The organism is Vibrio hyugaensis (genome assembly GCF_002906655.1).
In the GTDB taxonomy this organism is placed as follows: domain Bacteria; phylum Pseudomonadota; class Gammaproteobacteria; order Enterobacterales; family Vibrionaceae; genus Vibrio; species Vibrio hyugaensis.
This window is the reverse complement of sequence record NZ_CP025794.1, coordinates 2,180,273-2,200,739: the sequence shown is the minus strand read 5'-3', so window position 1 is coordinate 2,200,739 and position 20,467 is coordinate 2,180,273. Positions and strand designations below refer to the sequence as shown.

General features: G+C 45.8%; 19 protein-coding genes and 1 pseudogene. 17 read left to right on the top strand and 3 right to left on the bottom strand.

Annotated features, from left to right (window positions below):
• Window positions 1-169: 169 nt before the first annotated feature.
• The 14 genes from mnmG (at window position 170) to glmU (ending at window position 13,036) form a co-directional block, all read left to right on the top strand.
• The gene (mnmG, locus tag C1S74_RS10870) at window positions 170-2,065 is read left to right on the top strand and encodes a tRNA uridine-5-carboxymethylaminomethyl(34) synthesis enzyme MnmG (protein WP_045401041.1); all 1,896 of its coding nucleotides are present in this window, start codon (window positions 170-172) and stop codon (window positions 2,063-2,065) included.
• Entirely contained in the window at window positions 2,066-2,701 is a 636-nt protein-coding gene (rsmG, locus tag C1S74_RS10865; RefSeq protein WP_045401043.1) for a 16S rRNA (guanine(527)-N(7))-methyltransferase RsmG, read from the top strand.
• Between the two features lie 10 nt (window positions 2,702-2,711).
• On the top strand, window positions 2,712-3,485 hold the full coding sequence (locus tag C1S74_RS10860; RefSeq protein ID WP_038870193.1) for a ParA family protein: 774 nt from the start codon (window positions 2,712-2,714) through the stop codon (window positions 3,483-3,485).
• 23 nt (window positions 3,486-3,508) lie between these two features.
• Window positions 3,509-4,390: a ParB/RepB/Spo0J family partition protein gene (locus C1S74_RS10855; protein WP_038875194.1), complete on the top strand. Its 882-nt coding sequence runs from the start codon at window positions 3,509-3,511 to the stop codon at window positions 4,388-4,390.
• Between the two features lie 191 nt (window positions 4,391-4,581).
• Entirely contained in the window at window positions 4,582-4,971 is a 390-nt protein-coding gene (locus tag C1S74_RS10850) for a F0F1 ATP synthase subunit I (protein WP_038870191.1), read from the top strand.
• Between the two features lie 8 nt (window positions 4,972-4,979).
• A complete protein-coding gene (gene atpB / locus C1S74_RS10845) occupies window positions 4,980-5,792 on the top strand; it encodes a F0F1 ATP synthase subunit A (RefSeq protein ID WP_020195196.1) in 813 nt (270 codons plus the stop codon).
• Window positions 5,793-5,847: 55 nt separating this feature from the next.
• Entirely contained in the window at window positions 5,848-6,105 is a 258-nt protein-coding gene (gene atpE / locus C1S74_RS10840; protein WP_005372317.1) for a F0F1 ATP synthase subunit C, read from the top strand.
• 56 nt (window positions 6,106-6,161) lie between these two features.
• Window positions 6,162-6,632, top strand: a complete 471-nt coding sequence (atpF, locus tag C1S74_RS10835) for a F0F1 ATP synthase subunit B (protein WP_005451032.1) — start codon at window positions 6,162-6,164, stop codon at window positions 6,630-6,632.
• Between the two features lie 14 nt (window positions 6,633-6,646).
• A complete protein-coding gene (gene atpH / locus C1S74_RS10830) occupies window positions 6,647-7,180 on the top strand; it encodes a F0F1 ATP synthase subunit delta (RefSeq protein ID WP_038870190.1) in 534 nt (177 codons plus the stop codon).
• A gap of 13 nt (window positions 7,181-7,193) precedes the next feature.
• Window positions 7,194-8,735 (top strand): F0F1 ATP synthase subunit alpha, encoded by a 1,542-nt coding sequence (gene atpA / locus C1S74_RS10825; RefSeq protein WP_038870189.1) that lies wholly within the window; start codon window positions 7,194-7,196, stop codon window positions 8,733-8,735.
• Window positions 8,736-8,779: 44 nt separating this feature from the next.
• The gene (gene atpG, locus C1S74_RS10820) at window positions 8,780-9,646 is read left to right on the top strand and encodes a F0F1 ATP synthase subunit gamma (RefSeq protein WP_038870188.1); all 867 of its coding nucleotides are present in this window, start codon (window positions 8,780-8,782) and stop codon (window positions 9,644-9,646) included.
• A gap of 35 nt (window positions 9,647-9,681) precedes the next feature.
• Window positions 9,682-11,085, top strand: a complete 1,404-nt coding sequence (atpD, locus tag C1S74_RS10815; RefSeq protein WP_038870187.1) for a F0F1 ATP synthase subunit beta — start codon at window positions 9,682-9,684, stop codon at window positions 11,083-11,085.
• A gap of 18 nt (window positions 11,086-11,103) precedes the next feature.
• Complete coding sequence (locus C1S74_RS10810; protein WP_005429758.1) at window positions 11,104-11,526, top strand: F0F1 ATP synthase subunit epsilon; 423 nt, start codon at window positions 11,104-11,106, stop codon at window positions 11,524-11,526.
• 148 nt (window positions 11,527-11,674) lie between these two features.
• Window positions 11,675-13,036, top strand: a complete 1,362-nt coding sequence (glmU, locus tag C1S74_RS10805) for a bifunctional UDP-N-acetylglucosamine diphosphorylase/glucosamine-1-phosphate N-acetyltransferase GlmU (protein WP_045401047.1) — start codon at window positions 11,675-11,677, stop codon at window positions 13,034-13,036.
• A gap of 99 nt (window positions 13,037-13,135) precedes the next feature.
• Here the strand turns inward: glmU and C1S74_RS10800 are convergent.
• A pseudogene (locus C1S74_RS10800) lies at window positions 13,136-13,875 on the bottom strand (amino acid ABC transporter permease).
• Between the two features lie 122 nt (window positions 13,876-13,997).
• On the opposite strand from C1S74_RS10800, the gene C1S74_RS10795 reads away from it, so the two are divergent.
• The gene (locus tag C1S74_RS10795) at window positions 13,998-14,774 is read left to right on the top strand and encodes a transporter substrate-binding domain-containing protein (RefSeq protein ID WP_045401053.1); all 777 of its coding nucleotides are present in this window, start codon (window positions 13,998-14,000) and stop codon (window positions 14,772-14,774) included.
• Between the two features lie 62 nt (window positions 14,775-14,836).
• Here C1S74_RS10795 and punC read toward each other — a convergent pair whose 3' ends face one another.
• Window positions 14,837-16,042, bottom strand: a complete 1,206-nt coding sequence (punC, locus tag C1S74_RS10790) for a purine nucleoside transporter PunC (RefSeq protein ID WP_045401055.1) — start codon at window positions 16,040-16,042, stop codon at window positions 14,837-14,839.
• A 154-nt stretch (window positions 16,043-16,196) separates the two neighbouring features.
• Between punC and punR the strand changes: the two genes are divergently transcribed.
• A complete protein-coding gene (gene punR, locus C1S74_RS10785; RefSeq protein WP_038875201.1) occupies window positions 16,197-17,102 on the top strand; it encodes a DNA-binding transcriptional activator PunR in 906 nt (301 codons plus the stop codon).
• 88 nt (window positions 17,103-17,190) lie between these two features.
• Window positions 17,191-18,870: a sensor domain-containing diguanylate cyclase gene (locus C1S74_RS10780; protein ID WP_045401056.1), complete on the top strand. Its 1,680-nt coding sequence runs from the start codon at window positions 17,191-17,193 to the stop codon at window positions 18,868-18,870.
• A gap of 49 nt (window positions 18,871-18,919) precedes the next feature.
• On the opposite strand, the gene ilvA is transcribed toward C1S74_RS10780, so the two are convergent.
• Complete coding sequence (ilvA, locus tag C1S74_RS10775; protein ID WP_038870180.1) at window positions 18,920-20,467, bottom strand: threonine ammonia-lyase, biosynthetic; 1,548 nt, start codon at window positions 20,465-20,467, stop codon at window positions 18,920-18,922.

Genomic DNA, 20,467 nt, shown 5'->3' with positions numbered 1-20,467 from the left:
ATCCTAATAATAGATCCAATAAAAGATCATATATATAGATCTTATATATATAGTCTTGGAGACTAAAATTTGAAAAGCGAGAAAACGATTCTCTCTAACAGAGAAAAAAGGTAAAATACCGCTCTTTTTTATCTGTCCATTAAATCCTTTGAATACCTGAGGTCAGTTCATGCTTTATCACGAAAACTTTGACGTCATTGTTGTCGGTGGCGGACACGCAGGAACGGAAGCCGCGCTCGCATCTGCACGCACAGGACAAAAAACGCTTCTCCTTACCCATAACATCGATACATTAGGCCAAATGTCTTGTAACCCAGCTATCGGTGGTATCGGTAAAGGTCACTTAGTAAAAGAAGTGGATGCTATGGGCGGTTTGATGGCAGAAGCTATCGACCATGCAGGTATTCAATTTCGAACACTGAACGCCTCTAAAGGTCCGGCAGTACGTGCGACACGTGCACAAGCGGACAGAGCGTTGTACAAAGCGTATGTTCGCGATGCATTAGAAAACGCCCCAAACCTTACTTTGTTCCAGCAATCGGTTGATGATCTGATTGTTGAGCAAGATCGAGCGGTTGGTGTGGTTACGCAAATGGGTCTTAAATTCCGAGCGAAAGCGGTGGTGCTCACCGTTGGTACTTTCCTTGGCGGAAAGATCCACATTGGTATGGAAAGCTCATCTGGTGGCCGTGCTGGGGATCCACCGTCGATCGCATTAGCGGATCGACTACGCGAACTGCCGTTCCGTGTGGATCGTCTAAAAACGGGCACACCACCACGTATTGATGCACGCAGTGTTGATTTCTCAGTGCTTGAAGCACAACATGGTGATAATCCAACGCCTGTATTTTCTTTCATGGGTAATCGTGATCAACATCCACGTCAAATCCCATGTTTTATTACGCACACCAATGAGCAAACTCATGAGGTGATCCGTAATAACCTCGATCGTAGCCCAATGTATGCGGGTGTGATCGAAGGTATCGGTCCACGTTACTGCCCTTCTATCGAAGACAAGGTGATGCGCTTTGCAGACAAAAACAGCCATCAGATTTTCATCGAGCCAGAAGGTCTAACGACGCACGAGTTATACCCGAACGGTATATCCACCAGCCTGCCATTTGACGTACAAGTACAAATCGTTCGTTCAATGAAAGGTTTTGAAAACGCACATATCGTTCGTCCAGGCTACGCGATTGAGTACGATTTCTTCGACCCTCGTGATTTGAAGCAAACGTACGAAACCAAATTCATCAGTGGTCTATTCTTTGCTGGGCAAATCAACGGTACGACTGGTTACGAAGAAGCTGCAGCGCAAGGTTTAATGGCTGGCCTGAACGCCAGTCTGCATAGTCAAGACAAAGAAGGTTGGAGCCCACGCCGTGATCAAGCTTACATGGGCGTGTTGATTGACGATTTGTCGACCATGGGCACCAAAGAACCATACCGCATGTTTACGTCTCGTGCTGAATACCGTCTGTTGCTGCGTGAAGATAACGCCGACCTACGTTTGACGGAAAAAGCGCGAGAACTTGGTTTGATTGATGATGTTCGTTGGGCACGTTTCAATGAAAAAATCGACAACATGGAAACCGAGCGTCAACGTCTGAAATCGACGTGGATGAATCCGAATTCTGCAGGTATCGATGAGCTAAACAAGCTATTGAAAACGCCAATGGCACGTGAAGCTAGCGGTGAAGATCTTCTTCGTCGTCCTGAGATCTCGTATTCACAACTGACGCAACTTGATGCGTTCGCACCAGCACTCGACGATCAACAAGCATCAGAGCAAGTTGAAATTCAAGTGAAATACGACGGTTACATTAAGCGCCAGCAAGAAGAGATTGAAAAATCATTGCGTCATGAGCATACCAAGTTACCGACCGATCTGGATTACAAAGACGTGAAAGGTCTTTCTAATGAAGTTGTAGCTAAGTTGACGGAAGCAAAACCGGAAAGTATCGGGATTGCCTCTCGAATTTCAGGTATTACCCCTGCGGCGATTTCTATTTTGCTGGTTCATTTGAAAAAACACGGCTTGCTGAAAAAAGGCGAGGACGAGTAAATGAGCGCACTACGCACAAAACTGGATGCCCTAATCGAAAAAACCGATTTAGAGGTATCTGAAAAACAACGCGAGCAGTTGGTCGGTTATGTCGAACTGCTCGACAAGTGGAACAAAGCGTATAACCTCACATCGGTTCGTGATCCACTTGAGATGTTAGTGAAACATATTCTTGATAGCATAGTGGTTAGCACTCACTTACGAGGCGAGCGTTTTATCGATGTGGGTACTGGTCCTGGTTTACCAGGTATTCCTCTGGCCATAATGAGTCCTGATAAAACGTTCTTCTTGCTAGATAGCCTAGGCAAACGCATTCGTTTTATTAAACAAGTGGTTCATACGCTAGGTCTGAAAAATGTGACGCCTATTCAAAGTCGTGTCGAAGAATTCCAACCAGAAGAAAAATTTGATGGCGTTCTGAGTCGAGCTTTTGCTTCAATGACGGACATGGTGGAATGGTGTCACCATCTGCCTAAACAAGATAACGGGGTGTTCCTAGCACTGAAAGGACAGCACCCTAAAGATGAAATGGATCAGCTTCCTGAATGGTGTAGTGTGACAGAGATCATATCTTTAGCTGTTCCTGAGTTGGAAGGTGATCGTCATCTAGTAATCTTATCGCGCAAGGAAAATTAGCGAGGTAATCGTGGGTAAAATAGTAGCAATCGCCAACCAGAAAGGTGGGGTCGGCAAAACAACAACGTGCATTAACTTAGCAGCTTCGATGGCGGCAACAAAGCGCAAGGTTTTGGTGATCGATCTCGACCCTCAAGGTAATGCTACTATGGCCAGTGGTGTCGACAAATACATGGTTGACGCCACGGCGTATGATCTTCTGGTTGAAGATACCCCATTTGAACAAGTGGTTTGCACTGAAACCACTGGTAAATACGATCTTATCGCTGCGAACGGAGATGTTACCGCTGCGGAAATCAAATTGATGGAAGTGTTCGCTCGCGAAGTTCGTTTAAAAAACGCACTTGCGCCAGTTCGCGATAACTATGATTTCATCTTTATTGATTGTCCTCCTTCTCTAAACCTTCTTACAATCAATGCCATGGCCGCAGCCGACTCTGTGCTGGTGCCGATGCAATGTGAATACTTTGCGTTAGAAGGTTTAACTGCTCTTATGGATACAATCAGCAAGTTAGCGGCCGTGGTCAATGAAAACCTCAAAATCGAAGGTTTACTGCGTACGATGTACGATCCACGTAACCGCCTGTCTAATGAAGTATCCGATCAACTTAAAAAACACTTTGGTAGTAAAGTTTACCGTACCGTGATCCCACGTAATGTGCGTTTGGCCGAAGCGCCGAGCCACGGTAAACCTGCAATGTACTATGACAAGTACTCCGCAGGCGCCAAAGCGTATCTTGCTCTAGCGGGCGAAATGCTCCGCCGCGAAGAAATCCCAGTTTAACTCTAACCTAAGGAATTCATCCCATGTCTAAGCGTGGTCTAGGAAAAGGACTGGATGCGCTGTTGTCGACCAGTTCGCTGGCTCGTGAAAAACAGCATATTGCATCGCACAGCCAAGCATTGTCGGCAGATGGTGAACTGACGGATTTAGCGATCGGTCAATTGCAACCGGGTGTTTACCAACCGCGTAAAGATATGGCGCCAGAAGCCCTAGAAGAGCTAGCGGCTTCGATTCAATCACAAGGTATCATTCAACCTATCGTTGTACGTCAAGTCGCAGGCGGTCAGTTTGAAATTATCGCTGGTGAGCGCCGTTGGCGCGCTGCTAAGCAAGCAGGGTTGAAACGTGTTCCTTGCTTGGTGAAAAAGGTTGAAGACCGAGCAGCCATCGCAATGGCGCTGATTGAGAACATTCAACGTGAAGACTTGAATGTGATTGAAGAAGCGCAAGCGCTTGAGCGTTTGCAAGATGAATTTACGCTGACTCATCAGCAAGTGGCCGATGTGATTGGCAAATCAAGAACGACCGTCAGTAACTTATTACGTCTGAATCAATTAGAAATTGACGTAAAAGGTCTGGTCGCCAATAAAAAATTAGAAATGGGTCATGCTCGAGCATTGTTGGCTTTAGAAGGCGAACAACAAATTGAAGTAGCCCTGCAAGTCGCTAAGAAGCAAATGACAGTTCGCCAAACCGAACAGTTAGTAAAAAAGTGCTTAGCGCCACAAAATGAGCAAAAAGCGCAACAAGAAGATACCGAAGCGGAGCAAATGTCGCATAAATTGAGTCAACTGCTTGATGCTAAGGTTTCTTTGGTCCGTTCTGCAAACGGCAAAGCGAAAGTGACGATAAGTCTTGATGAGCCTCACAAATTGGATCAACTGATTGCCAAGCTAGAGGCCTAGATGAGATAATTGATTTAGGTCAATTAATCAATTTAATCGAATTTTGTGTGAAAGTTGTCGGATTGTAAACAAAACTGTAAATTTTTGATGCAATATAATTGCATTCAATTGTTCTCACCGTATAATTTTCGCCAATTTCCCTGCACATATAGAGTTTAGTGCGAAGTGGATATTACTAGAGGTACGAATACATGGTAGCTGCGTTAGCTAGACCAGGACGAGAGCTCGCAAAGCAATTGTTAATGATCCAGTCTGGCGCGGTTATTTTTGTGGCGGCAGGAATGGCGGTGGCCGTGAATCCTGAATGGGGATTTTCAGCGTTGGTTGGTGGTGGCATTTTTGTCGTTGCCAATGCAGTATTCGCGCTCTTTGCTTTTATGTTTAGTGGGGCTCGCGCTGCAAAGCGTATTGCAGCTTCATTTTTCACAGGCGAAGCTCTGAAAATTCTCATCACGGTTGCGCTATTCTACGTTGCCTACATGTATATGCAGGTGGAACTTGTTCCCCTCAAACTAACCTATTTGCTGGTACTAGGTATTAATATCTGTGCACCAGTGCTATTCATTAACAACAAAAAATAGGATGAGTTATGGCTGCGCCAGGTGAAGCGCTAACATCGTCCGGATACATTGCCCACCACTTATCAAACCTTTCTTTAGCTAAGTTAGGCTTGGTAGCGGATGAAGCAAGTTTCTGGAACGTACATATCGATAGCCTGTTTTTTTCTTGGTTTACTGGTTTAATTTTCCTCGGAATTTTTTACAAAGTAGCGAAGGGAACAACAGCGGGTGTACCGGGTAAGCTTCAGTGTGCTGTAGAAATGATCGTTGAATTTGTCGCGGAAAACGTCAAAGACACGTTCCATGGACGCAACCCACTGATCGCGCCTTTAGCACTGACTATCTTTTGTTGGGTATTCTTGATGAACGTGATGGACTTAGTCCCGATCGACTTCTTGCCTTACCCAGCAGAGCATTGGCTAGGTATTCCTTACCTTAAGGTTGTACCGTCTGCTGATGTGAATATCACCATGGCTATGGCTCTAGGCGTTTTCGCATTGATGATTTACTACAGCATCAAAGTGAAAGGTCTAGGTGGATTCGCAAAAGAACTTGCACTACATCCATTCAATCACCCACTAATGATTCCGTTTAACCTACTGATCGAAGTGGTATCGCTACTAGCGAAGCCTCTTTCTCTTGGTATGCGTCTATTCGGTAACATGTTCGCGGGTGAGGTTGTATTCATTCTTTGTGCGGCAATGCTACCATGGTACTTACAATGGATGGGTTCACTACCGTGGGCAATCTTCCATATCTTGGTTATTACGATTCAAGCCTTCGTATTCATGATGTTGACAATTGTTTACCTGTCAATGGCACACGAAGACGCTGATCATTAATTTTTTAAGCTTTTTATTTGGGCACTAAGCCAACAACTATAAATTGGAGATAGTAATGGAAACTTTACTGAGCTTTTCTGCAATCGCCGTAGGTATTATCGTCGGTCTTGCTTCTCTTGGTACAGCGATTGGTTTCGCACTGCTAGGTGGTAAATTCCTAGAAGGTGCTGCACGTCAACCAGAAATGGCTCCTATGCTACAAGTTAAGATGTTCATCATCGCAGGTCTACTTGATGCGGTTCCAATGATCGGTATCGTAATCGCGCTACTATTCACTTTCGCAAACCCATTTGTGGGTCAACTAGCAGGCTAATTAACAACTCTGTTAATTGTATTTTTGTAGTTGATTCTTAAAAGGGAGTAGCTGTTGTGAATATAAACGCAACTCTGCTAGGTCAAGCAATCTCGTTCGCACTATTTGTGTGGTTCTGCATGAAGTATGTATGGCCACCGTTGATGCAAGCGATCGAAGAACGTCAGAAGAAAATTGCTGATGGTCTTCAAGCAGCAGAACGTGCTGCAAAAGACTTGGATCTAGCACAAGCCAACGCTTCTGATCAGATGAAAGAAGCGAAGCGCACAGCAACTGAGATCATCGACCAAGCGAATAAGCGTAAGTCTCAAATTATTGATGAAGCTCGCGAGGAAGCTCAGGCAGAACGCCAGAAAATCCTAGCGCAAGCGGAAGCAGAACTTGAAGCTGAACGTAATCGTGCACGCGATGAGCTGCGCAAACAAGTTGCTACTCTGGCTGTAGCTGGTGCCGAGAAAATCCTTGAGCGTACTATCGATAAAGACGCTCAGAAAGATATTCTCGACAACATTACTGCAAAACTTTAAGTCTGGGGGCGCATATGTCTGATTTGACTACAATCGCACGCCCCTATGCTAAAGCAGCTTTTGACTTTGCTGTAGACAAAGACCAGTTGGACCAATGGGGCCAAATGTTGTCTTTCGCTACTGAAGTTGCCAAAAACGAACAAATGAATGAACTTTTAACCGGTTCTGTTTCCGCCGAGAAAATGGCAGAAATTTTTGTTGCAGTTTGCGGTGAACAAGTTGATGCGCACGGTCAAAACCTGATTAAGGTTATGGCTGAGAATGGTCGTTTAACGGCCCTTCCCGATGTTTGTGAGCAATTCTTCTTATTGAAGAAAGAACATGAGAAAGAAATCGATGTTGAAGTCATTTCAGCAAGCGAACTTTCTGATGAACAGCTAGCAAATATTGGCAGCAAACTTGAAGTGCGTCTTGAACGCAAAGTGAAGCTGAATTGCAGCGTAGATGAGACCCTACTTGGTGGGGTTATTATTCGAGCCGGAGACCTAGTCATCGATGACTCAGCGCGAGGTCGTTTGAACCGCCTGAGCGATGCATTGCAGTCTTAATGGGGATTGGAGCATGCAACTTAATTCCACGGAAATTAGCGATCTAATCAAACAACGCATCGAATCTTTCGATGTTGTTAGTGAAGCTCGCAACGAGGGTACTATCGTATCGGTAAGCGATGGTATCATCCGCATCCACGGCCTAGCGGACGTGATGCAAGGTGAAATGATTGAATTACCGGGTGGCCGTTATGCACTAGCACTTAACCTTGAGCGTGACTCGGTTGGTGCGGTAGTAATGGGCCCATATGCTGACCTTAAGGAAGGCATGAAAGTTACAGGTACTGGCCGCATTCTTGAAGTGCCAGTTGGTCCAGAACTACTAGGTCGCGTAGTAAACACGCTAGGTGAACCTATCGATGGTAAAGGTCCAATCGAAGCAAAACTGACTTCGCCTGTAGAAGTAATCGCACCAGGTGTAATCGACCGTAAATCGGTAGACCAACCTGTACAAACTGGTTACAAATCAGTTGACTCAATGATCCCAATCGGTCGTGGTCAGCGTGAACTTGTAATCGGTGACCGTCAGACTGGTAAAACAGCAATGGCGATCGACGCGATTATCAACCAGAAAGACTCTGGTATTTTCTCAATCTACGTAGCAATCGGTCAGAAAGCATCGACTATCGCTAACGTAGTTCGCAAACTAGAAGAGCACGGCGCGCTAGCTAACACTATCGTTGTTGTTGCATCCGCTTCTGAATCTGCAGCGCTACAATACCTAGCGCCATACGCAGGTTGTGCGATGGGTGAATACTTCCGCGATCGCGGTGAAGACGCACTGATTGTTTACGATGATCTATCTAAGCAAGCGGTAGCTTACCGTCAGATCTCTCTACTACTAAAACGTCCACCAGGCCGTGAGGCATTCCCAGGTGACGTATTCTACTTACACTCTCGTCTACTAGAGCGTGCAGCTCGTGTAAACGAAGAGTACGTAGAGCGTTTCACTAACGGTGAAGTGAAAGGTAAGACTGGTTCTCTAACTGCTCTTCCTATCATCGAAACTCAAGCAGGTGACGTTTCAGCATTCGTACCGACTAACGTAATCTCGATTACCGATGGTCAGATCTTCCTACAAACTGAGCTATTCAACGCGGGTGTTCGCCCAGCCGTTGACCCAGGTATCTCAGTATCTCGTGTAGGTGGTTCAGCTCAGACGAAAATCATCAAGAAGCTATCTGGCGGTATCCGTACTGCACTAGCTCAGTACCGTGAACTAGCTGCATTCGCACAGTTCTCGTCTGACCTTGATGAAGCGACGAAGAAACAGCTAGACCACGGTCAAAAAGTAACAGAACTAATGAAGCAGAAGCAGTACGCTCCAATGTCTGTATTTGACCAAGCACTAGTTATCTTCGCGGCAGAGCGCGGCTATTTAGCAGATGTTGAACTAAACAAACTGCTAGATTTTGAAGCGGCTCTACTATCGTATGCTCGCGGTCAATACGCTGAATTTGCAGCTGAGATCGACAAGTCGGGTGCGTACAACGATGAAGTTGAAGCTCAGTTGAAGAAGCTGACTGACGACTTCGTAGCAACCCAAACTTGGTAATTAGGTCGGTGGCAGTTTCTGCCACCAACTAACGGAGAGTAACGATGGCCGGCGCAAAAGAGATACGTAATAAAATCGGTAGTGTTAAAAGCACGCAGAAAATTACGAAAGCGATGGAAATGGTAGCAGCTTCAAAAATGCGTCGTTCTCAAGATGCAATGGAAGCTTCTCGTCCATACGCTGAAACAATGCGTAAAGTGATCGGTCATGTGGCAAACGCAAACCTAGAGTACCGTCATCCGTACCTAGAAGAGCGTGAAGCCAAGCGTGTTGGTTACATCATCGTTTCTACAGACCGTGGCCTGTGTGGCGGCTTGAACATTAACGTGTTCAAAAAAGCTGTGACAGATATGCAGGCTTGGAAAGAGAAAGGTGCAGAAGTTGAACTGGCAGTTGTTGGTTCAAAAGCGACAGCATTTTTCAAAAGCAGTGGCGCAAAAGTTGCTGCTCAGGTTTCAGGTCTGGGTGATAGCCCAAGCCTTGAAGACCTAATCGGTTCTGTAAGCGTAATGCTAAAGAAATACGATGAGGGTGAATTGGATCGCCTGTACGTAGTGTTTAACAAATTTGTGAATACTATGGTTCAGCAACCAACGATCGATCAATTGCTACCTTTGCCTAAATCGGACAGCGAAGAGATGCAGCGTGAGCATTCATGGGATTACATCTATGAACCTGAACCAAAGCCTCTACTGGACACACTTCTAGTGCGTTACGTAGAGTCTCAGGTTTACCAAGGTGTGGTTGAGAACCTTGCTTGTGAGCAAGCGGCTCGAATGATTGCGATGAAAGCTGCAACGGATAACGCGAGTGACCTGATTGAAGACTTAGAACTTGTGTACAACAAAGCCCGTCAGGCTGCGATTACACAAGAACTGTCTGAAATCGTATCAGGTGCTGCAGCGGTTTAAGCTTAGGTTAAACGAAATAGTTTAGAGGATTAACGATGGCTACAGGTAAGGTCGTACAGATCATTGGTGCGGTAGTCGACGTAGAGTTCCCACAGAGCAATGTACCTAGTGTATATGACGCTCTAAACGTTACGGACTCAAAAGAGCGTCTTGTTCTTGAAGTTCAGCAACAGCTAGGCGGTGGCGTAGTTCGTTGTATCGTAATGGGTAGCTCTGATGGTTTACGTCGCGGAGTTGAAGTGGTTAACACTGGCGCTCCAATTTCAGTACCAGTAGGTACTAAAACCCTAGGTCGTATCATGAACGTTCTAGGTGACGCGATTGATGAGTGTGGTGAGATCGGTGCGGAAGAGCTTTACTCTATCCACCGTGAAGCACCAAGCTACGAAGAGCAATCAAACGAAACTGCACTTCTAGAAACCGGTGTTAAAGTAATCGACTTGATTTGTCCATTCGCTAAGGGTGGTAAAATCGGTCTATTCGGTGGTGCTGGTGTAGGTAAGACCGTTAACATGATGGAGCTTATCAACAACATCGCACTTCAACACTCAGGTCTATCTGTGTTTGCAGGTGTTGGTGAGCGTACTCGTGAAGGTAACGATTTCTACTTTGAGATGCAGGAAGCGGGTGTTGTAAACATCGAGAAGCCTGAAGAATCAAAAGTAGCAATGGTTTACGGTCAGATGAACGAGCCACCGGGCAACCGTCTACGTGTTGCTCTGACAGGTCTAACGATGGCTGAGCGTTTCCGTGATGAAGGTCGTGACGTTCTATTGTTTATCGATAACATCTACCGTTACACACTTGCAGGTACAGAAGTATCAGCACTTCTAGGTCGTATGCCATCTGCGGTAGGTTACCAGCCTACACTTGCAGAAGAAATGGGTGTACTGCAGGAGCGTATCACGTCAACTAAGCAAGGTTCTATCACGTCTGTACAGGCGGTATACGTACCAGCGGATGACTTGACTGACCCATCTCCAGCAACAACGTTCGCGCACTTGGATGCAACGGTTGTACTTAACCGTAACATCGCAGCAATGGGTCTATACCCTGCGATCGACCCACTAGATTCTACATCTCGTATGCTAGATCCATTGGTTGTTGGTCAAGACCACTACGACACAGCTCGTGGTGTTCAGCAGACTCTTCAGCGTTACAAAGAGCTGAAAGACATCATCGCGATTCTAGGTATGGACGAGCTATCTGAAGAAGATAAGCAAGTTGTATCTCGTGCACGTAAGATTGAGCGTTTCCTAACTCAGCCTTACCACGTAGCGGAAGTATTTACAGGTGACCCTGGTGTTTACGTACCTCTTAAAGAGACTCTACGTGGCTTTAAAGGTCTACTAGCTGGTGAATACGATGACATTCCAGAGCAAGCGTTCATGTACTGCGGTTCGATTGACGATGCTATCGAGAATGCGAAGAAGCTATAAGGCTAACTAGGAGGCGATATGGCACCAATAACCTTTCACCTAGACGTAGTAAGCGCTGAGAAACGCATTTTCTCAGGTCGCGTTGAAACGTTTCAGGTGACCGGTAGCGAAGGTGAGCTGGGTATTTTCCACGGCCACACTCCGCTCCTGTCCGCTATTAAGCCTGGTATGGTGCGTATTGTGAAACAGCACGGCCACGAAGAGTTCATTTATGTCTCTGGTGGTATGGTCGAAGTTCAGCCTGGTACTGCTACAGTACTGGCTGATACAGCGATTCGTGGTGAAGATCTAGACGCAGCGAAGGCAGAAGAAGCCAAGCGTCGCGCTGAGGAGCAAATCCAGAATCAGCATGGCGACATGGACTTCGCACAAGCGGCCAGTGAACTGGCTAAAGCCATTGCTCAGCTACGAGTTATCGAGCTGACCAAAAAGCGTCGCTAAGCTCTATTAGCAACGTTGCATGAAAAAGGCGGCCATTTGGTCGCCTTTTTGATTAATTTTAGTAGGAAATTTACCTCCCACCATTAACTATTCCCTTCAAGCTGTTTAAAATAACGCCCAATTAAAATAGAACGTCAATAGGTTGATAATGAAATTCAGTGCTGTGATTCTTGCTGCGGGTAAAGGTACTCGTATGTATTCGAACATGCCTAAAGTGCTACATACTTTGGCAGGGAAGCCGATGGCAAAACATGTTATCGATACATGTACTGGCCTAGGCGCACAAAACATCCACCTCGTATTTGGTCACGGTGGTGATCAAATGAAGCAGACGCTTGCAGAGGAGCCAGTAACATGGGTGCTTCAGGCAGAGCAATTAGGTACTGGTCACGCGGTTGATCAAGCTGCACCGCAATTCGAAGATGACGAGAAAGTACTAATACTGTACGGCGATGTTCCACTGATTTCTGCGGAAACTATTGAAAACCTTTTAGATGCACAGCCTACGGGTGGTATCGCATTGCTAACGGTGATACTGGATAACCCAATGGGCTATGGTCGTATCATTCGTAAAAATGGCCCTGTTGTGGCTATCGTTGAACAAAAAGATGCGACAGAAGAGCAGAAGCTCATCAAAGAAATCAACACTGGCGTAATGGTAGCAACTGGTGGTGATCTAAAACGCTGGCTTGCTGGCTTGAACAATGAAAACGCGCAAGGTGAATATTACCTAACTGACGTTATCGCGGCCGCGCACGATGAAGGTCGTGCGGTAGAGGCAGTACACCCAGTAAACGCGATTGAAGTGGAAGGCGTTAACGATCGTGCTCAACTGGCTCGTTTAGAGCGTGCATTCCAATCAATGCAAGCACAGAAACTGCTAGAACAAGGCGTTATGCTGCGTGATCCAGCACGTTTCGATTTACGCGGTGAACTGCAATGCGGTATGGACTGTGAAATCGACGTCAATGTGATCATCGAAGGCAACGTTTCACTAGGTGATAACGTAGTGATTGGTACTGGCTGCGTTCTAAAAGATTGTGAAATCGATGATAACACTATTGTTCGTCCTTACAGTGTGATTGAAGGTGCTACCGTTGGTGAAGAATGTACGGTTGGTCCATTTACTCGCCTGCGTCCTGGGGCGGAGATGCGTAACGATTCTCACGTAGGTAACTTCGTCGAAGTGAAAAACGCGCGTATTGGTGAAGGTTCTAAGGCAAACCACCTAACTTACCTTGGTGATGCAGAGATTGGTCAACGTACTAACATCGGCGCGGGTACCATTACTTGTAACTACGATGGTGCGAACAAGTTCAAGACCATCATTGGTAACGACGTCTTCGTTGGCTCAGATAGCCAGCTTGTTGCGCCAGTGACGATTGCTGATGGTGCGACCATTGGTGCGGGTACTACGTTAACCAAAGATGTCGCAGAAGGTGAGTTAGTGATCACTCGCGTAAAAGAGCGCAAAATTACCGGTTGGCAACGTCCAGTGAAGCAGAAGTAAGCTCTAGTTACTTTCTTTAAACGATATTAACCAAAGCCGCTCATCATGAGCGGCTTTGTTGTATCTAGTTTAGCGGTCGATATTTTTAGTCGTGTGGGTTTAATGGCTCGGAATCGCAATGCGTTTTTCTAACCAGCGTACCGCCTGAGAAACCACAAGGATTAAGACCAAGTACTCCAATACTAAAAAAGTATAGATCTCCAATGGTAAGTATTCATTGACCACTAACTCATTTGCCCTGCGGGTTAAATCGCTCAGACCAATGACACTGACGAGAGAACTCATCTTGAGGATATACACAAATTGATTCCCTAGTGGGGGAGAATTTGTCGGAAAGCTTGAGGAAGAATCACCAAACGCATTTTTTGCCAGTAGTTTAATCCAAGTGACTCTGCTGCTTCATGTTGGCCACGACTGATGGCTTGGATTCCTCCTCTAAATACTTCTGCCATAAAGGCACTTTCTGCAATGGTTAACGCAATCACACCTGCCCAAAAATGATTCAGTGATACGTCTAGCAGTGTCGGCATGCCGTAATACACCCAAAGCAGCAGTACCAAAACGGGAATAGAGCGGATCACCTCCACATAAACACGGTTTATCCACTTGAGTATTGGAGAGTCAGAGAGCGCGGGTAGGGCGATGAGTAATCCAATCGTCATCGCAAACAACATACTGAGCAATGACACTTGGATCGTGTCATTAAAGCCTGCGACCAGAAACTTGATGTTTGTCAGCCCTTGTTCGGTCGATGGATCAAGAACATACCAGCCCCATTGGTAGTCAGAGCAACCGGTAAGAAAAAGCAATGAAACGAGGCACAGATGTCTATAGTTCACAATTACTCCCTGAACTGACTAAAAAACTTCCTTTGTTGCTGCTATGTTATCAATGAAGCCGTACTAATGGTTAATAATTAAAGGGAATATCTCCCACTCTCATTCTTTTAAGGGAATAGAAAATGAAAAAAACGTTGCTTGCGCTAGGAATGTGTCTGCTTGCGATAACTCAAGTTGCTCATGCAGAAAGTCGTCTACAAGAGATCTTGGACAAAGGTGTGTTGCGTGTCGGAACGACAGGGGATTGGAACCCGATGACAATGAAAGATCCGGCAACGAACAGCTATCGTGGATTTGATATTGATGTCACGAAAGAGCTTGCCAAAGATCTTGGCGTTAAAGTGGAATACGTTGCGACCGATTGGAAGACCTTGGTTAATGGCATTACCGCCAATAAGTACGACATCACGGGGAGCGCTTCTTTGAATATGTCGCGCGCTAAGGTGGCGGGTTACAGCCAACCGTATTTCTATCTTGCGTTTGTACCAGTGGTACAAAAGAAAGATTTGGCCAAGTTTTCTGATTGGGATGATTTCAATAAACCAGAAGTGAAAGTGGCAGCAACCTTGGGTACGGTGCAAGAAAAGATGGTCAAAGCGTTTTTTCCATCGGCTGAGCACATTGTCATTGAGGCGCCAGCACGTGATTTTCAAGAATTGTTAGCTCGCCGTGCCGACGTATCGGTAACATCAAATGTAGAAGCAGCTACGCTGGTGGAGAAGTTTAAACAATTGGCGATTGTTCCGGTGAAAGAACCTCGCAAGCCAACCCCAATAGCGATGCTGCTGCCGCAAGATGACCAAGTTTGGATTAACTACATCAATCACTGGGTTGAGTTAAAGAAGACGCAAGGTTTCTTCAAACAAACCGCAGAGAAATGGGGCTTAAAAAGTATGTAGGTCGTGGGTGAAAAAAGAGCCGCATTACGTGGCTCTTTTCGATTTGTTCTTATTAGTGCGGATTACACTTCTTCTTCGCTGACCACGCGAGCGTTGTCAGGCGTTGTGAAATGTTGTGAGAGTTCACGATTCGACAGAATGTAACCCATCCACAATCCACCCATACAAAGTACGATCGCAATGCCTGTTACCATTTGAGCTTGGCTTGCCATTGCCGCAACCAGTGCGCTTGATAAGCTGCTAACGGTAATTTGTAAACTATTCTGTAGACCAGCCGCAGTCGCAGGGCTTTGCTTTGCACTTGCTAAGGCACGGTTTACTACGATTGGGTAAAGTGCGCCGTTTGCCACCGCAATTAAACAGAATGGCGCTAGGATTGGCCAGATAGAGGTCAATTCCCATTGTGACGCTGCGAATATGAGTAGTGACGCAACACTAAACAGACCAATCAACTGACGCAGAATCTTCTCGTCACCATACTTACGTACGCCAACTTTTCCTAAGTAACCACCGACCATGAAAGCGATAGTTTGCGGAATAAAGCTTAAACCAATGTCTTTCGCTTCATAGCCAAGTTGAGACATGATCTCTGGCATACCGGTTAAATAAGCAAAGAAAGCCGCCGATGCTGTAGCAAACATAAACACGTTACCTAGGTAAGTTTTAGAGCCTAGTAGTGATTTGATATCTGAAGACATACTGGTTTGTTTTGCTTCTACTTTTTCATCTTTCTGAGCCATAGTTGCTACAACGAGAAGTACACCCATCAGCGTCAATGCAACAAAAATACTATGCCAGCCAAAGCTGTCTGCCAATAACACACCTAATTGAGGTGCGAGTGCTGGTGATAGCGCAACCAAAGGCATAATGGTGGCAAAGATTTGCTGGCTTTGGCTAGAGTGACGTTTAATCACCATCGCTTGCCAGATTACCGCAGGAGCACAAACACCAATCGCTTGAACGAAGCGCAGTGCGAGTAGTTGCCATACTTGCTCACTGAACGCGAGGCCAAATGAGGCTATGGTAAACAGAACCAAACCTGCGGCCAACGTATTACGATGTCCAAATTTGTCTGAAGCCAAGCCCCACATCAACTGACCAAAAGCCATACCAACAAGAAATACGGTCAGAGAAAGTGCGATTTGTTCAGGGCCTGTAGCAAAATCGATTTCCATTGCTTTGAATGCCGGTAAGTACATATCGGTAGCAATAAAGCCGAGCATTGATAAGGCTGCGAGATAAACAAGCTGTAGTTTTGAGATTTTCATGATTCAACCAATCAAATTATTTAATCATTTATTGTTCAGTATCAGTTAGCGCTAACCCTGATTTATTTACCTCGCCATTCTATTTTTCGATTTTAAGAAAATAAAACGCTAAAATTATTGGTTATCAATCAAATTTTTTGAAGGGTCGATATTCATGTTCTCAAAATCTTCGTTGGAGATGCTCGATACGGTTGCTCGCTTGGGCAGTTTTACTGCGGCTGCCGAAGTGTTGCATAAGGTGCCGTCGGCGATCAGTTATGGCGTACGTCAAGTGGAACAAGAACTGGATGTGGTGCTGTTTCGCCGCTTGCCGAGAAAGGTAGAACTCACGCCAGCGGGAGAACTTTTTATTGCTGAAGCGCGTTTATTATTGAGACAGATGGCAGAAGTGAAAGCGCAAACTCGACGTGCAGCTCATGGCTGGCAATCAACGTTGAAGCTCACGTTGGATAACGTGGTCAAGCTCGACAAGCTCAAACCTTTGGTTGAAGACTTTTATCGAGAGTTTGAATTTGCAGAGCTGCAAATCAACATGGAAGTATTTAATGGTTCTTGGGAGGCTATCGCTCAGGAACGAGCTGATATCGTGGTTGGTGCTACTTCTGCAATTCCTGTTGGTGGCGATTTTGAAGTCAAAGATATGGGCGTACTCGATTGGGCATTCGTAATGTCTCCGGCTCATCCTTGCGTTCGTCAGCAGATACTTACCGAAGAATTTGTCAGTAAATTTCCGGCTATTTGCTTAGATGATACGTCAAACGTCTTGCCAAAACGTCACACTGGGCATTATCCGAAACAACGACGTTTGCTTTTACCTAATTGGTACAGTGCGATTGAGTGTCTAAAAAATGGGGTCGGCGTAGGATACATGCCACGACATATCGCTATGCCACTTATTAATGATGGTGTACTGGTAGAAAAAGTGCTGCCGGATGATAAGCCGCTGAGCCAGTGTTGTTTGGTGTGGCGTAAGGACGATAACCATAAGTTGATTCAATGGATGGTGGATTATCTTGGCTCGTCAAGTCAACTTCATCGAGATTGGCTACAACATTCATAAAATTGAAAATTGACCGAAACACGTGTTGACAATGTGGTCAATTCATTAAAAATCGAAACAAAGTTCGGTAAATTTAGGATGAACGATTATGTCAAAATTAGTGGATAGAAAATGGCAAATCTTACCGATCATCACATTGTCTGTGTTTATGTTGGTGGGGTTATACGGGTTTTATATAACGCTTGAGCGTTCAGTGCATGATTCTGTGCAGCGAACAACGGAATCTCTGCTTACCGATGTTATCTATGAAATTAAGGAAGATGCTCCGAGCTTCGCTCACGATTCTGATATCGATGATTATATCGGTGACTTAACGCAAGCTGATGCAGATGCTCGTATTCAAGTACTTGATGGGCAGGGCACCGTTGTCGGAGATACTGCGCTGTCAGACCGCGCTTTAATTGGACTGGAAAGTCACAGCGACCGACCTGAATTTGTCCAAGCTTGGGAGAATGGGTCTGGCTACGACGTACGCTTTAGTGAAGTGTTGTCTGTTGATCTGTTTTACGTATCACGCAAGGTTGTTATCGATTCTCAAGAGTTCGTCGTGGTACTCGCCGTACCGATGCATCATTTGAAAACCATGACATCACAATTGATGGCGATCTTAGGTGCCATGGTGGTACTGAGTATTGGCTTTCTTATCGCAACCTCGATTTTCAGCCATCGTCAAATCATCCATAAAGTATCCGAAGAGCAGAAAAAACAAGATGAGCGCATTCGTCAGCGTACATTGGAAATTGAGTTAATGCATCGTTTAGCCAATATGCTGGCAGCATGTAACAATTTGATTGAAGCTCAGATGGTCGTAGAGGATATCGTCCCTCGTATTTTGGGTAAGGTGAATGGCAGTATTTCTCTGATGCGCTCTTCAAGAAACCAGTTAGTCACGCAACTAGATTGGGGGGATAGCTGGCCAGGAAGTCGCTCATTTGCTCCTGATGAATGCTGGTCACTGCGTAAAGGTCGCAGTCACTTATCGATTGAGTCATTCCATAACTTAACTTGTGAACATATGGCATCGATCGAAAATAACCAGACGCTGTGTATTCCTCTAACTGCACACGGCAATACCATCGGTATCATGCATTTGTATTTTGGCCAAGGTGAGATTGAAGTTGATGAGATGACCATGCAGTTGTCGTACAGCGTGGCGGAACATTTAGGCTTAGCATTAGCGAACTTGAGTCTCCAAGAGAAGTTACGTTCTCAGGCGTTGAGCGATCCGTTAACGGGGTTGTACAACCGCCGTTTCTTCGAGCAAAAGCTCACGGAGCACGTAAACAACTCAGCGACCAGCACAGAAGCCATGTCGCTATTGATGCTTGATCTCGACCATTTCAAGCGCTTTAACGACAACTTTGGTCATGATGCCGGTGATTACGTATTGAAAGAGATCAGCGCGCTATTGAAACGCACCGTCTCTGAAGATGAAACAGCCTGTCGTTTAGGCGGGGAAGAGTTAGCCGTGATTCTGCCACATTGCGATATGGCTTCGGCAACGGATTATGCGCAGAACATAGTGGATCAGATCCGTGCTTTACACCTAGAGCACAAAGGTTTGTCGCTAGGTCAGTTAAGTGTCTCGATTGGTGTCGCAACGTATCCAGAACCGGCTTCGGATATTGAGGGACTGGTGAAGATGGCGGATAAGGCGCTGTACCTTGCGAAAGACCAAGGCAGAGACCGCGTCGTTAATTATCAACAATATAGCGAGTTTAAGACGCCAGAGCCAGATGCGGTGGAAATCGCATTGATTCAACGTTAATAAAAAATCCCTCGTCATGGCGAGGGATTTTTGTATAACTTGATGTCGGCTACGACAAGAAAAACTTATAAGACGGGTTGTCCGTTTCGTCTTTACATTGATAGCCAAGTTCGCGTAAATGCGCGGAAAACTGAGCTAAGTCGCTTTCATCTAACTCGAAACCACATAAAACGCGTCCGTAGTCGGCACCGTGATTACGGTAGTTGAACAAGCTGATGTTCCAATGAGTACCTAAAGTGCTTAAGAACTTAAGTAGCGCACCTGGGTATTCTGGAAACTCAAAGCTATACAGACGTTCTTTGAGTGGTTTAGACGGCTTACCGCCAATCATGTAGCGTACGTGTAACTTCGCCATTTCATCATCGGACAGGTCAACCACAGGGTAACCACCATCACGTAAATCGCGAATGATATTTTCCAACTCTTCTTGACCGCCTTGCAAACGAACACCAACAAAGATATTTGCCAAAGCATCATCGTTGTAACGGTAATTAAACTCAGTGACCGCTCGACCACCAATCAAGTTGCAGAACTCAAAGAAAGCGCCTTGACGTTCTGGAATCGTAACTGCTAATAAACCTTCGCGCTTTTCACCCAATTCGCAACGTTCTGATACGTAGCGCAAACCATGGAAGTTGGTATTCGCACCAGACAGCACGGTACCAAGGTTTTTGCCTTCTAGTTTGTTCTGCTCAGCAAACTTCTTTAAACCCGCTAGAGCAAGCGCACCTGAGGGCTCTGCAATCGCGCGCGTGTCTTCAAAGATGTCTTTGACTGCTGCGCAGATTTCATCACTAGAGACCGCAATATGGCCATCAATGTACTTTTGGCATAGACGGAAAGTTTCTTCACCAATGCGCTTTACCGCAACACCATCGGCAAACATGCTGACTTGATCGAGCACGACGGGCTCGCCTGCATCTAATGCAGCCTTTAAACAAGAAGAATCTTCCGGCTCAACCGCAATGACTTTGATTTCGGGCATCAGTTGCTTGACGAGTACCGCCACGCCAGCAGCTAAACCACCACCTCCGACAGGGACAAAGATATAATCAAGGTGGCCATTTTGTTGCAGCATTTCCATGCCGATGGTGCCTTGACCTGCAATCACCAGTGGATGATCGAAGGGAGGGACAAAGGTGTACCCGTTTAACTCGGATAGACGCTCTGCCTCGGCTTTTGCCTCATCAAAGTTACTGCCATGCAAAACGACATTACCACCAAAACCACGTACCGCATCCACTTTGATGTCTGGTGTTGTCTTTGGCATAACAATCGTCGTTCGGATACCAAGTTTAGTACCAGAGAGAGCCATACCTTGAGCATGGTTACCTGCTGATGCTGCAATCACGCCCGCGTTTTTTTGCGCTTCGGATAGGCTTGCCACCATATTGTAGGCGCCACGTAGCTTGAACGAGTGCACTGGTTGACGGTCTTCACGTTTGATCTGCACATTGTTACCAATGCGTGCAGCAAGGCGCGGCATCTCTTGTAAAGGGGTGACGGTTGCCACTTCGTACACAGGAGCGCGCAAGATCTGGCGCAGATAATCTGCACCAGACTGGTTTTCCTGTTTTAAGGGAAAGGGTTGACTCAT

Bases quoted from the DNA above. Each gene is read 5' to 3' on its own strand.
- mnmG (WP_045401041.1), top strand. From the start codon at position 170: ATGCTTTATCACGAAAACTTTGACGTCATTGTTGTCGGTGGCGGACAC.
- rsmG (WP_045401043.1), top strand. From the start codon at position 2,066: ATGAGCGCACTACGCACAAAACTGGATGCCCTAATCGAAAAAACCGAT.
- C1S74_RS10855 (WP_038875194.1), top strand. From the start codon at position 3,509: ATGTCTAAGCGTGGTCTAGGAAAAGGACTGGATGCGCTGTTGTCGACC.
- C1S74_RS10850 (WP_038870191.1), top strand. From the start codon at position 4,582: ATGGTAGCTGCGTTAGCTAGACCAGGACGAGAGCTCGCAAAGCAATTG.
- atpB (WP_020195196.1), top strand. From the start codon at position 4,980: ATGGCTGCGCCAGGTGAAGCGCTAACATCGTCCGGATACATTGCCCAC.
- atpE (WP_005372317.1), top strand. From the start codon at position 5,848: ATGGAAACTTTACTGAGCTTTTCTGCAATCGCCGTAGGTATTATCGTC.
- atpH (WP_038870190.1), top strand. From the start codon at position 6,647: ATGTCTGATTTGACTACAATCGCACGCCCCTATGCTAAAGCAGCTTTT.
- atpA (WP_038870189.1), top strand. From the start codon at position 7,194: ATGCAACTTAATTCCACGGAAATTAGCGATCTAATCAAACAACGCATC.
- atpG (WP_038870188.1), top strand. From the start codon at position 8,780: ATGGCCGGCGCAAAAGAGATACGTAATAAAATCGGTAGTGTTAAAAGC.
- atpD (WP_038870187.1), top strand. From the start codon at position 9,682: ATGGCTACAGGTAAGGTCGTACAGATCATTGGTGCGGTAGTCGACGTA.
- C1S74_RS10810 (WP_005429758.1), top strand. From the start codon at position 11,104: ATGGCACCAATAACCTTTCACCTAGACGTAGTAAGCGCTGAGAAACGC.
- glmU (WP_045401047.1), top strand. From the start codon at position 11,675: ATGAAATTCAGTGCTGTGATTCTTGCTGCGGGTAAAGGTACTCGTATG.
- C1S74_RS10795 (WP_045401053.1), top strand. From the start codon at position 13,998: ATGAAAAAAACGTTGCTTGCGCTAGGAATGTGTCTGCTTGCGATAACT.
- punC (WP_045401055.1), bottom strand. From the start codon at position 16,042: ATGAAAATCTCAAAACTACAGCTTGTTTATCTCGCAGCCTTATCAATG.
- punR (WP_038875201.1), top strand. From the start codon at position 16,197: ATGTTCTCAAAATCTTCGTTGGAGATGCTCGATACGGTTGCTCGCTTG.
- C1S74_RS10780 (WP_045401056.1), top strand. From the start codon at position 17,191: ATGTCAAAATTAGTGGATAGAAAATGGCAAATCTTACCGATCATCACA.
- ilvA (WP_038870180.1), bottom strand. From the start codon at position 20,467: ATGAGTCAACCCTTTCCCTTAAAACAGGAAAACCAGTCTGGTGCAGAT.